This window comes from Candidatus Dormiibacterota bacterium (genome assembly GCA_035532835.1).
Classification (GTDB): domain Bacteria; phylum Vulcanimicrobiota; class Vulcanimicrobiia; order Vulcanimicrobiales; family Vulcanimicrobiaceae; genus DAHUXY01.
This window is the reverse complement of sequence record DATKQG010000033.1, coordinates 1-11,967: the sequence shown is the minus strand read 5'-3', so window position 1 is coordinate 11,967 and position 11,967 is coordinate 1. Positions and strand designations below refer to the sequence as shown.

The following is an 11,967-nucleotide window of genomic DNA, read 5'->3' as shown; positions in this document are numbered from 1 at the left end:
CAGCGTGTCCATCGCCGCTATCGGTCGATCGTCCATGACCAAACCCCGTTCGTTCTGCAGTTAGAGCGGAAACATTTCCCTGACGTGAAACAGGTGAAAGAAGAGGATTGTCGATCCAAGCGCTAGGAGCGAGCCGGCGATCACCTGCATCAACGTATGCGCCTTGAGATATACGCGGGCCCAGCAGACCATCGGCACGAGGATCAGAAACGGCAGCGTCTGTTGCCCGTAGAGCAGCGTAAGCGCGACCAGCGGGGCGGTGATCCCGAGAGCGTGCGTACTGATCTTCCAGTAACGCGTGATGTACTGGACGATCAGCGTCGAGAGCGTGTACGCGGCCATCGACGCGATCATCAGAATCGGCGAACGCAGCATCCACAGCGCCAGGGTCCCCAGCAGATAGAACACCACGAACGCGCCCAATACCGATTCCCGCTCGTGCCGCACCGACATATCCAGATCGGAGATGCGATCGGTTCCGTAGAGCCAAAAAACGTAGAGCATCGGACCGAGCGAGGTGAAGAAGGTCGAGACGAACAGCAGGAACCAAAAATCGAGCGTGCCTTGGGCGCTGGTATGGGCCAGAATGACAAAGAGCGCAAGCGCCGTTAGAAACGGGTTAAAGATCGTCGAGAGAATCCGGGCCAGGTCGCGCCAGACGCGACGCCCTTTGATCGCGACGATCGGGGTGGTGGGTTCCAGCACGAATGCTACTAACGTAGGCAAACCACAGAGTCCTGCCCTGCGTTACCCGGCGGGGTGGTTTTTCGCACCTCACCGTCGAACTGGGGAGGTTCCATGGTCATCGAACGCATTCAGACGCCCGCCGACGTCAAGGCGCTGCCCCGCGCCGATCTCGACGAACTCGCGCGAGAGATCCGCGATATGCTGGTCGTTACGTGCTCGCGGAACGGCGGCCACTTGGCGCCCAATCTCGGCGTGGTCGAGTTGACGCTCGCGCTGCATCGCGTCCTCAATCTCCCGGCCGATAAGCTGCTGTGGGATGTCAGCCATCAGACGTACGTCCACAAATTGCTCACGGGCCGTCGCGACCGGTTTCATACCCTGCGCACCGGCGGGGGCATCTCGGGCTTTGCGATGCGCAGCGAATCCGAGTACGATGCCTTCGGCGCCGGCCATGCGAGCACGAGCGTCTCGGCTGCGCTCGGCATGGCGGTTGCGCGCGATCTGGCGGGCGGCAGCGAGAGCGTGGTCGCGGTAATCGGCGACGGAGCCCTAACCGGTGGCCTCGCCTACGAAGCGCTGAACAATGCGGGGCAACTCCCCTCGAGCTTCATCGTCGTGTTGAACGACAACGAGATGTCGATCGCACCGAACGTCGGAGCGATATCGTCGTATCTCTCGGTGCTGCGCAGCAAGCCGTTAGCGAATTTTGCGCGAGAGAAAGCCAAGGACGTACTCGGGCATATGCCGTTCGGCGGCACGGCCCGCAAGGCGCTCGCGAGCGCCGAAGTCGCCGCCATGCGCTTCGTCGCGCCCGCCGAGAAGACGGCCGTCATTTTCGAAGAGCTGGGCTTTCGCTACATGGGCCCGTTCGACGGGCATAATATCGATACGCTGGTCGACGCATTCGAAACCGCGGTGCATTTAGGCGGCCCCGTTCTCGTGCACGTGCGCACGATCAAGGGCAAGGGCTACGAGCCCGCCGAGAAAGACGCGCGCACGTTTCACGGCGTAAGCGGCGCGTTCGATGTTGAAAACGGCAAACTCGAGATCAAGCCGGACGCGCGCCCTACCTACTCCGACGCGTTCGCCGCGGCGCTCTGCGAGGTTGCGGCGAAGGACGATCGCATCATCGCCATCACCGCTGCCATGCCCGACGGCACGAAGCTTTCGAAATTCGCTAAAGCCTTCCCCAACCGGTTCTTCGACGTCGGGATCGCCGAGGCGCACGCCGTGTGCTTCGCTGCCGGTGCCGCGGCGTCGGGCATGAAGCCGATCTGCGCGATCTACTCCACGTTTCTCCAGCGCGCGTACGATCAAATCGTGCACGACGTGTGCGTGCAGAATCTGCCGGTCGTATTCTGCATGGATCGAGCGGGCTTGGTGGGCGACGACGGGCCGACCCACATGGGCCTATACGACATCGCCTACCTGCGCACGTTACCGAACATGCTCGTGCTCGCGCCGCGAAACGAAGACGAATTGTTGCCGATGCTGGAGTTCGCGCTCGAGCAGAGCGGCCCGGTCGCCGTCCGTTATCCGCGCGGCTCGAGCAACGGGCGTCACCACAGCCCGGTCGCGCCGATCGTCGCGGGCCGTTCCGAGGTCCTGCGAAGCGGGAAGGGCGTGGCCATCGTCGCGCTCGGGAACACCGTCGACGTGGCCCTGGACGCCTACGACCTGCTGGCCAGCGGGGAATTTGGGCGCTCCGACGCCCTGCCGACCGTGGTCAACGCGCGGTTCGCAAAGCCGGTCGACGGGGCGCTGCTCGAGGAGCTCGCCAAAGATCACGAGCTGATTATCACCCTGGAGGAGCACGCCCTCGCAGGCGGCTTCGGCTCGGCGGTCGTAGAGAGCGTCTGCGATCGTGGCCTGGGGGTGGCCGTGGAGCGCATCGGCGTCCCGGATATCCTGGTCCAGCACGATTCCCAAGCGGCTCAACGTGCTCGGTTTGGACTGAGCGCCGAGAGTGTGGCAGAGCGTGTCGCCCGTTCCCTGGGCGGCGAGACGATTCGTGCCACGCGCCCGTTCACATTGTAACTAGAGGAGAGAACCACGTTGAAGCCGTTTCAAATCGCCGCCGCGGCGACGTCCGCGCCCGCGGTGCAGACCACGACCGTGCCGAATCCGATAGCGACCCAACTGACGTCCACGCCGCTCCAGACGCCGATCAGCGTGCAGCCGCAGTCGTTCTTCCAGATTCACGCATCGTGGCTGACGCACGGCATCGCCGGCCTCTTCCTGGTCAGCGCGATCGGTTTAGTGATCCTCCTGGCGATCCAAACCACAAAACAAGAGGGGCTTTCGGGCACCATCGGAGGCCGCGTCGAATCGGCGTATCGTGGCCGCATGGGCGCGGACGAACAGCTCAAGCGCATCACGGGGATCGTCGCGGGCGCGTTTTTCTTTACCGCATTTCTGCTCTCGCTGACCGGCATCTAGCACAACCTCGATGTCGCTGTTAGATCTTCGGAATCTTCGGACGACCTTTCGTACCGAAGACGGCCCGGTAACGGCCGTCAACGGCCTCTCGTTCTCAATCAACGCCGGCGAAACGCTGGGCATCGTCGGCGAATCCGGATCGGGCAAATCGGTCACCTCGCTCTCGATCATGCGGCTGCTGGCGCGCAACGCCAGCGTTACCGCCGATGGCATCTTCTTTAACGGCAGCGATTTGCTCAAAAAGAGCGAAGCCGAGATGCGCAAAATTCGCGGTCATCAGATCGCGATGATTTTCCAGGATCCGATGACCTCGCTCAATCCGGTCATGACGATCGGCGAGCAAATCGCGGAAGCCGTGCGCTTGCATCTGGGTCTGAATCGCCGGGAAGCGCAAGACAAAGCCGTCGAGATGCTGGAGAAAGTCCGCATTCCCTCGCCGCGCAATCGCCTGGGCGATTACCCGCATCAATTCTCCGGCGGCATGCGGCAGCGCGTCATGATCGCCATGGCGCTCTCGTGCAGCCCGCAATTGCTCATTGCCGACGAGCCGACGACCGCACTCGACGTCACCATTCAGGCGCAGATTCTCGAACTGATGAACGAGATGCAGCAAGAGACCGGCGCGGCGATCATCCTGATCACCCACGATCTCGGCGTCGTCGCAGAAGTCTGCAAGAACGTCCTGGTGATGTACGGCGGAAACATGGTCGAATACGGAACCGCCCAACAGATTTTCAGCGATCCCAAAATGCCGTATACGCAAGGGTTGCTCGCGTCGTTGCCGCGCCTGGACGATTCCGGACATCGCCGCTTGGAACCGATCCAAGGCCAGCCGCCGAATTTATTGCGGCTACCGCCGGGCTGCGCGTTCGCTCCGCGTTGCACGCATCGCATGCCGATCTGCGCCGAACCCGTGCCGCTGTACGATTTCGGGGCCGGGCACGTTGCGCGTTGCTGGCTCTACGACGACCGCTCCAAGGAGCAGCGGACGGTCGAAGTCGCACCCGCGCCGATCGCGCAGGATGAGACGCCGGCATGAGCGCGCAACTCGAAGTAAAGCCGCCGCTGGTCGAGGTCAAGGGCCTCTACAAATACTTTCCGATCCACGCGGGGCTGTTCTCGCGACACGTCGGGGACGTCAAGGCCGTTGACGGGGTGGATTTCTCGATCGCTGCCGGCGAAACGCTGGGTTTGGTCGGCGAGTCCGGCTCGGGCAAAACGACGATCGGACGGCTGGTGCTGCGCCTGCTGGAACAGACGCGGGGCGAGATCTTTTTCAACGGCGCCAACATCACCAACGTCGGCCGCACCGAGATGCGGCACCTGCGCCGCGAAATCCAGATCATTTTTCAGGATCCTTTTGCGAGCCTGAACCCGCGCATGACGGTGGGCGACATCGTCTCCGAACCGCTGCGGATTCACAACATCGCGCACGGGCGCGCCGCGACCGATCGTCTCAACGAATTGCTCCGTCTGGTCGGCTTGCAGCCGTATCATGCCAACCGCTATCCGCACGAATTCTCCGGTGGACAGCGACAGCGCATCGGGATCGCGCGAGCGCTGGCGGTCGATCCGAAGTTCATCGTCTGCGACGAGCCGGTCTCCGCGCTGGACGTTTCGATTCAGGCGCAGGTCATCAATTTGCTGGAGGATCTCCAGTCGCAGTTGGGGCTGACCTATCTCTTCATCGCGCACGATCTCTCGGTCGTCCGTCACATTTCCACGCGGATCGCGGTGATGTACGTCGGCAAGATCGTCGAGCTAGCCGGGCGCGATACGCTGTACGAGCGTCCGCTCCACCCCTACACTCAAGCGTTGCTCTCGGCGATCCCCATCCCCGACCCCAACGTTGAGGGCCGGCGCAAACGCATCGTGCTGACCGGCGATATCCCCTCGCCGGTGAACCCGCCGTCGGGTTGCCGTTTTCATACGCGCTGCCCCGTCGCATTCGATCGATGCAGCGTGGAAGAACCCGCATTTATCGAATATGAGGCGGGGCATTCGACCGCATGTCATTGGGTCCAAGAACACAACGGCCAAGCGCCGAACCTCGCGAACGGCCCCGTCGTCGTATCTGCCGCGCCTTAAAACCGGCTGAAATCAAAAGAAAAAGAGAGAGGCGATCGCACGCGGCGATCGCCTCTCTCTTTACGTTGCCGTATTAGGCGTTAAGCCTTTTTGCGGCGTACGGCCTTACGAACGGCCTTCTTGCGCGCGGGTGCGGCGGCTTTCTTGCGTCCGCCGGCTGCCTTCTTACGTCCGCCGGCAGCTTTCTTGCGTCCAGCGGTCTTCTTGCGTCCGGCAGTAGCCTTCTTGCGTCCGCCGGCAGCTTTCTTGCGTCCAGCGGTCTTCTTGCGTCCGCCGGCAGCCTTCTTGCGTCCAGCGGTCTTTTTGCGCGTGGTCTTTTTGCGTCCGGCAGTCGCCTTTTTACGCGTTGCCTTCTTGCGTGTGCCGACGGCTTTTTTGCGTCCGGCAGTGGCTTTCTTACGTCCGCCAGCAGCCTTCTTGCGCGTTCCGGTGGCCTTTTTACGTCCGCCCGCGGCGGCCTTTTTACGTGCGCCGACAGCCTTTTTACGGGTTGCTTTGCGACGCGGTTTTTTCTTCTCTTCGGCCATTGTGCCGCCATTCATCATGGTATCGGAGTCCATTCATTCCTCCTCGTCCCCCGGGGGACGAACAGCGTTATTTGGACAGCGCATATATTGCGCATTGAGCGCATCATAAAGGATTTTGCAAAATGTTGCAAATGCGCGCGGTACGCCCACGCGCGCGTGGGCTCGCGCGTCGGGGGCTCTATTTCCGGGGAATCGCCGCCGGTGCATTGCCCCGGTCTTGACCCCGGGGGTATACTAAGCCCCGTGAAAAAGCCCGTGATCATCGTCGAATCGCCTACCAAGGCGCGCACGATTAAAAAGTTTCTTCCGGCGCGTTACGTCGTCAAGGCCTCCGTGGGGCACGTACGCGACTTGCCGAAGAGTACGCTCGGCGTCGACGTCGATCATGACTTTACCCCGAAATACCTCACGATCAAGGGTAAAGGCGACATCATCAAAGAGCTCAAGGCGGCCGTAAAAGGCGCCAGCGAAGTCTATCTCGCCACCGACCCCGATCGGGAAGGCGAGGCCATCGCCTGGCATTTAGCCGAATTGCTCAAGCTCGAAAATCCGCAGCGTATCGAGCTGCACGAAATAACCAAAGAGGCGGTGCTCGCCGCGCTCAAGGACCCCCATCGGATCGATCAAGACCGCGTCAACGCGCAGCAAGCGCGCCGAATTTTGGACCGTTTGGTCGGATATAAAATTTCGCCGCTGCTCTGGGCGAAGGTGCGCGGCGGGCTCTCCGCCGGGCGCGTCCAGTCCGTTGCGGTACGAGTCATCGTCGACCGCGAGCGCGAGATCGCCGCGTTCGTGGCGCGCGAATACTGGTCGCTGACGGCGCAACTTGCAACCGAGCGCGAGCCGCAGATCGTTTTTCCCGCCGAGTTGGTAGCTCGCGACGGCCAGAAATACGAGATCGTTAATAAAGAAGAAGCGGATATCGCCCTGGCCGCGCTCGAAAGCGCGGCCTTCGTCGTGGATACGATCAAACGGCGCGAAGTGCGGCGCAACGCCCCGGCTCCGTTTACCACCTCAACCCTGCAGCAAGAAGCCTCGCGAAAACTCCGCGTGCGCGTTCGCCGAGCGATGCAGATCGCGCAAGGCCTCTACGAAGGTGTGGACCTGGGAGGTTCCGAGGGAACCGTCGGTCTGATTACCTACATGCGTACCGACTCGACGCGCATCAGCGACCAGGCGCGCGACGCGGCTCGCGAATTCATCACCGAGACCTACGGCGAGGCGTTTCACGGCGGCCGGCTGCACAAGATCCGCGAAGGCGCGCAGGACGCTCACGAAGCGATCCGCCCGACGTCCGTGTCGCGGACCCCGGAGAAGGTCGCGCACGTGCTCAAGCGGGACGAACTGCGGCTCTACACGCTCATCTGGGAACGTTTCGTCGCATCGCAGATGGCCGCGGCGGTTCTGGATCAGACGACGGTGGAAATCGCCGCCGCGAACTACACGTTCCGGGCCACCGGCAGCATCATGAAATTCCCGGGATTCACGAAGTTGTACGAAGAGGGCAAGGACGATCCCACCGCGGCAGAGGCCGTTTCCAAGGGTAAGGAGCGGATCCGGCTTCCCGAATTGCTGGAGCGCGATGCGCTCGATCGTCGCGGGCTCGAACCCAAGCAGCATTTCACCGAACCGCCGCCTCGCTACACCGAAGCCACGCTCGTCAAGGCGCTGGAAGAGAACGGGATCGGCCGCCCCTCGACCTATTCGACCATCGTCGATACCATCCAAGCGCGTGGTTACGTGACGCAGGAAGAGCGACGTTTTCACCCCACCGACATCGGGTTCGCGGTGAACGATCTCCTGGCCGAGCACTTCAAAGACGTCGTCGACCTCAAGTTCACCGCCGGCATGGAGGGCGACCTCGATCGCGTTGCGGACGGCAACGAAAACTGGGTCGAGGTTTTGCGCAAGTTCTACGGACCGTTCGCAGCCGAACTCGAGGAGGCTGAGAAAAAGCTTCCAAAGGTGGAGATCAGAGACGAGCCCACCGACGAGATCTGCCCGAATTGCGGACGCCCGATGGTCATCAAGACCGGACGCTTCGGCAAATTCATTTCTTGCACCGGCTATCCGGAATGTAAGACGACCAAACCGATCGTCAAAGACACCGGGGCGAAATGCCCGAAGGACGGCGGCGCGATCGTCGAGCGGCGTTCCAAAAAGGGCCGCACGTTCTTTGGATGCGCGAACTACCCGCTCTGCGACTTCGTTTCGTGGGATCGCGTGATCCCGGAACCATGCCCGGTCTGCGGTGCCTACGTGGTCGCTAAGAATCGGCGCGGCGGGACGCAACTGCTGCAGTGCTCGGCGGATAAGGAACACGATCTCTCCGTCCTGCAGGCCGCGCGCGGCGGCGCGGACGATGCGGCCGAAGAGCCCGAACCCGTCGGTGCCTAGGAGCCTGACCGTGATCGGCGGCGGCCTTGCGGGCTGCGAGGCAGCGTGGCAGGCCGCGCAGCGCGGCATCGACGTCGATCTCTACGAAATGCGTCCGCATCGCAGCGGCCCCGCGCACAAGACGGATCGGCTGGCCGAATTGGTATGCAGCAATTCTCTGCGCGGCGCGGCACTCGAAAACGCGGTCGGATTGCTCAAGGAAGAGTTGGCGCGTCTGGATTCGATCGTGGTCGGTTGCGCGCGCGAGGCCGCCGTTCCGGCCGGCGGCGCGCTTGCGGTCGATCGGGACCGCTTCGCCGCCGCGGTTGAATCGCGGATCGCCGCGCACCCGCGCATCACGCTTCGCCGCGAAGAAATCACCGCGATACCGCTCGATCGCCCCACCATCGTGGCCTGCGGGCCGTTGCCGGGCCAGGCGCTGTTGGAGAGCATCGATAGCCTCCTCGCGCGCACCGCTACCGAGCGAGGCCTCCCGCCCGCGCAGCGCCGCCTGCACTACTTCGACGCGGCCTCGCCCATCGTGTCGGCGGATTCGATCGATGAAAGCGTGATGTATCGCAAATCGCGCTACGAAAAAGGCGACGGCGACGACTACGTCAACATCCCCCTCGATCGCGAGCAGTACGCGCGCCTGCTGCACGATTTACGGACGCTGGAGCGGCATCAACCGAAGGATTTCGAAAACGCCGGCGCCGGGGAGACGCGCTATTTCGAGGGCTGCCTGCCGATCGAAGAGATGGCCGACCGGGGCGACGACGTGCTCCGCTTCGGCCCGCTCAAACCGGTGGGATTGCGCCATCCGGTCACCGGTATCACGCCCCACGCCGTGGTGCAACTGCGCAAAGAAAACGCGCAGGGAACCGCATTCAATCTGGTCGGTTTCCAGACGCGCTTGAGCTGGCCGGCCCAGCGCGAAGCCTTCGGGAAGTTGCCCGGGCTCGCGCAAGCCGAGTGGTTGCGCCTTGGGGTGATGCATCGCAACACCTTCATCGATGCGCCCCGGATGCTCGATTCGCAGCTACGGGTGCGCGGAACGGCCGCGCTCTACTTCGCCGGGCAGATTACCGGGGCCGAGGGATACGTCGAAGCCGCCGCCTGCGGCGCGATGACCGGCATCCACGCCGCGCGCGAGCTCTTGGGCCTTCCCGCGGTTGAAGTGCCGAACGGAACGGCGCTGGGAGCGGTCGTCGCCCATCTGCAAAATACGCAGACTGCCGATTTCCAACCGGCCAACGTGACGTGGGCGCCCTTCCCGCCGCTCGAGCGGGAGATCCGCGATAAACGCGTTCGGCGCGGCGCGATGGCCGAACGCGCGTTGACGCTGCTCGCCGAGTTCATCCGCTCGGTTGCTCCCTGAAACCTCAAGCACGCATGATGGGTAGACTCGGGTTGAGATGAAAATTCGATCGACCACGATCCTCGCCGTCCGCCGGAACGGCGCGCTCGCCATCGCCGGCGACGGGCAGGTAACCCTCGACAAGACCATCGTCAAGCACAGCGCGCGCAAGGTCCGCAAGATCGCCGGCGGCAAGGTCGTGGCCGGATTCGCCGGCTCGGCCGCCGACGGTATCACGCTACTCGAAAAATTCGAGAAGAAGTACAACGAATTCAAGGACGTGACGCGAGCGGCCGTGGAGCTGGCCAAGGACTGGCGTCAGGATCGCGCGCTTCGCAGGCTCGAGGCGTTGCTGATCGTCGGGACGCCCGATCACCTGTTCGTGCTTTCGGGTACGGGTGACGTGATCGAACCGGACGAGGGCATCGCCGCGATCGGTAGCGGGGGACCGTACGCCCAGGCTGCCGCGGCCGCGCTCTTGCGCAACACCGATATGGATGCGTCCGAAATCGCGCGCAAAGGTCTGGAAATCGCCGGTGAAATCTGCATCTACACCAATCACGACATCACGGTGGAGACGCTTCCATGAACGGTACCGCGATCGCCGACCCCGCGCATCTCACGCCGAGCCAGATCGTCGAAGCGCTCGATAAATACATCGTGGGCCAAGCCAAGGCTAAGCGCGCGGTTGCCGTAGCGCTGCGCAATCGCTATCGCCGAACGCGCGTGCGCGAAGATTTGCGCGAAGAGATCACGCCGAAGAATATCCTGATGATCGGGCCGACCGGCGTCGGAAAGACCGAGATCGCGCGACGCCTCGCCGGTTTGGTCGGCGCGCCGTTCGTCAAGGTCGAAGCCACGAAATACACCGAGGTCGGTTACGTCGGCCGCGACGTCGAATCGATGGTCCGCGACTTGGTCGAATCCTCGATACGCACCGTCGGCGACGAGCGCCGCGCCGAAGTGAAGGATCTCGCCGACAAACACGCCGTCGATCGCATCATCGACATCCTCAATCCGGAGACCGCTCCGCGCGCGCCCCAGCAGCCCAACCCGTTCGCCGCAACGCTCGGTTCGATTTTCGGAAGCAATTATTCCCAACCGCAACCGCCGCAGCCGGAACCGCAGCCGGCCACGCCTCCGAGCGATGCGCAACGCATTCGCGAGCAGACGCGTGGAGAGATCGAGCGCGGCTTCTACGACGTGCGGTTGGTCGAAATCGACGTCGAGGAGACGGCGAGCCTGCCGATCGGCATCATGGGCGGCATGGATCAAGGCGGCGGTGGCGGCGACATCGGCGAGATGCTCGGCGGCATTCTGCCTAAACGTAAGAGCAAGAAGCGCGTCACGGTTCTGGAAGCGCGACGCATCTTCGCGCAAGAAGAAGCCAACAAACTCATCGATATGGACGCCGTCAAACGCGAAGCCCTGCGACGCGCGGCCGAAGACGGCATCATCTTCATCGACGAGATCGACAAGGTTGCCGGACGCGAGGGCGCGCGCGGCGGGCCGGACGTCTCCCGCGAAGGCGTGCAGCGCGACATTCTGCCGATCGTGGAAGGCTCGACGGTTACCACCAAACACGGCACGCTGAAAACCGATCACATCCTGTTCATCGCGGCGGGCGCATTTCACATGAGCAAGCCTTCGGATCTGATTCCCGAATTGCAGGGGCGCTTCCCGATTCGCGTCGAGCTGGATTCGCTGACCGCGGAGGATTTTAAAACCATCCTCACCCAGCCCAAGAACGCGCTGGTCGAACAATACAAAGCTCTGCTCGCTACCGAAAACGTGACGCTCGACTTCGGAGAAGATGCGATCGAGCAACTCGCACAGTTCGCGATGCAAGTCAACGAACAAAGCGAGAACATCGGCGCGCGTCGCCTGCATACGGTACTCGAGCGTCTGTTGGAAGACGTCAGCTTCGCCGCTCCCGAGACGGGAGGCACGGTGACGATCGACGCCGCCTTCGTCCGCGCACGCCTCGCCGACGTCGTCGAGAACGCCGATCTTTCGGGCTACATCCTCTAGCGAGATCTAACGCGTGGCCGAGTACCCGAGCGCTCCGGGATGCCACACGGGGTTGGGGAACCTGTGATTTTTGTGCAATCGACATGGATGTCGACTTCCTTTGGCCGTTGCACAAAAACGCAGGAGTAGGAAGCGCGCACGATGCGCGCTGACGAACGGTTCCCCAACCCCGTGTGGCATCCCGGAGCGCTCGGGTACGAGCAGCGCAGGCTCTCATGGTGCTCTCAGGCATCCGTCGCAGGATCGCCGTAGAATATGGCTGGTATGAGAACATCGTTGAATCTTGGTGCGCTCGCCGCAATCGTTGGGCTCTCGCTTGCCGCCTGCGGCGGCGGTGGCGGCGGCTCGGTCACGCCTCCGGCTCCGTGCGTGTTGCCCGCTACGGTGCAGATGATCTATCCCGTGCCGGGCTCGACCGGCGTGCCGGACAACCCGCAGCAGTTCGTTTTTGCGGAGAGCGCG

11 protein-coding genes are annotated in these 11,967 nt (G+C 62.9%); 9 read left to right on the top strand and 2 right to left on the bottom strand.

All coding sequences use genetic code 11. The features are described from left to right. Positions 1 to 60 precede the first annotated feature (60 nt). Entirely contained in the window at positions 61 to 726 is a 666-nt protein-coding gene (locus VMW12_04350) for a phosphatase PAP2 family protein (GenBank protein HUZ48961.1), read from the bottom strand. Positions 727 to 798: 72 nt separating this feature from the next. Here VMW12_04350 and dxs point away from each other — a divergent pair, with 72 nt between their 5' ends. Genes dxs through VMW12_04330 form a run of 4 tightly spaced genes read left to right on the top strand, consistent with a single transcriptional unit; the run spans position 799 to position 5,214 of the window. Continuing rightward, positions 799 to 2,724, top strand: coding sequence for a 1-deoxy-D-xylulose-5-phosphate synthase (gene dxs, locus VMW12_04345; protein ID HUZ48960.1), 1,926 nt, complete (start codon positions 799 to 801; stop codon positions 2,722 to 2,724). 18 nt (positions 2,725 to 2,742) lie between these two features. Beyond that, the gene (gene secG, locus VMW12_04340; protein HUZ48959.1) at positions 2,743 to 3,126 is read left to right on the top strand and encodes a preprotein translocase subunit SecG; all 384 of its coding nucleotides are present in this window, start codon (positions 2,743 to 2,745) and stop codon (positions 3,124 to 3,126) included. Positions 3,127 to 3,136: 10 nt separating this feature from the next. Further along, positions 3,137 to 4,165, top strand: a complete 1,029-nt coding sequence (locus VMW12_04335) for an ABC transporter ATP-binding protein (GenBank protein HUZ48958.1) — start codon at positions 3,137 to 3,139, stop codon at positions 4,163 to 4,165. Further along, positions 4,162 to 5,214, top strand: a complete 1,053-nt coding sequence (locus tag VMW12_04330; GenBank protein HUZ48957.1) for a dipeptide ABC transporter ATP-binding protein — start codon at positions 4,162 to 4,164, stop codon at positions 5,212 to 5,214. Before VMW12_04335 ends, VMW12_04330 begins: the two co-directional genes overlap by 4 nt. An 80-nt stretch (positions 5,215 to 5,294) precedes the next feature. On the opposite strand, the gene VMW12_04325 is transcribed toward VMW12_04330, so the two are convergent. Then, positions 5,295 to 5,774 (bottom strand): hypothetical protein, encoded by a 480-nt coding sequence (locus tag VMW12_04325; GenBank protein ID HUZ48956.1) that lies wholly within the window; start codon positions 5,772 to 5,774, stop codon positions 5,295 to 5,297. 210 nt (positions 5,775 to 5,984) lie between these two features. Here VMW12_04325 and topA point away from each other — a divergent pair, with 210 nt between their 5' ends. From topA to VMW12_04300, 5 genes are all read left to right on the top strand, one after another. Continuing rightward, positions 5,985 to 8,138, top strand: a complete 2,154-nt coding sequence (topA, locus tag VMW12_04320; protein ID HUZ48955.1) for a type I DNA topoisomerase — start codon at positions 5,985 to 5,987, stop codon at positions 8,136 to 8,138. After that, positions 8,131 to 9,495 carry a methylenetetrahydrofolate--tRNA-(uracil(54)-C(5))-methyltransferase (FADH(2)-oxidizing) TrmFO gene (trmFO, locus tag VMW12_04315; GenBank protein HUZ48954.1) on the top strand — a complete coding sequence of 455 codons (1,365 nt, stop codon included), beginning with the start codon at positions 8,131 to 8,133 and terminating at the stop codon, positions 9,493 to 9,495. Before topA ends, trmFO begins: the two co-directional genes overlap by 8 nt. A gap of 37 nt (positions 9,496 to 9,532) precedes the next feature. Continuing rightward, entirely contained in the window at positions 9,533 to 10,063 is a 531-nt protein-coding gene (gene hslV / locus VMW12_04310) for an ATP-dependent protease subunit HslV (GenBank protein ID HUZ48953.1), read from the top strand. Next, positions 10,060 to 11,505 carry an ATP-dependent protease ATPase subunit HslU gene (gene hslU, locus VMW12_04305; GenBank protein HUZ48952.1) on the top strand — a complete coding sequence of 482 codons (1,446 nt, stop codon included), beginning with the start codon at positions 10,060 to 10,062 and terminating at the stop codon, positions 11,503 to 11,505. The genes hslV and hslU overlap by 4 nt, the downstream gene beginning before the upstream one ends. 264 nt (positions 11,506 to 11,769) lie before the next feature. Next, positions 11,770 to 11,967: hypothetical protein (locus VMW12_04300; GenBank protein HUZ48951.1), on the top strand; the 198-nt coding region annotated here is incomplete at its 3' end.

Excerpts from the sequence above, each read along its gene's own strand:
- dxs (HUZ48960.1), top strand. The coding sequence starts at position 799 with ATGGTCATCGAACGCATTCAGACGCCCGCCGACGTCAAGGCGCTGCCC.
- VMW12_04335 (HUZ48958.1), top strand. The coding sequence starts at position 3,137 with ATGTCGCTGTTAGATCTTCGGAATCTTCGGACGACCTTTCGTACCGAA.
- VMW12_04330 (HUZ48957.1), top strand. The coding sequence starts at position 4,162 with ATGAGCGCGCAACTCGAAGTAAAGCCGCCGCTGGTCGAGGTCAAGGGC.
- VMW12_04325 (HUZ48956.1), bottom strand. The coding sequence starts at position 5,774 with ATGGACTCCGATACCATGATGAATGGCGGCACAATGGCCGAAGAGAAG.
- hslV (HUZ48953.1), top strand. The coding sequence starts at position 9,533 with ATGAAAATTCGATCGACCACGATCCTCGCCGTCCGCCGGAACGGCGCG.
- hslU (HUZ48952.1), top strand. The coding sequence starts at position 10,060 with ATGAACGGTACCGCGATCGCCGACCCCGCGCATCTCACGCCGAGCCAG.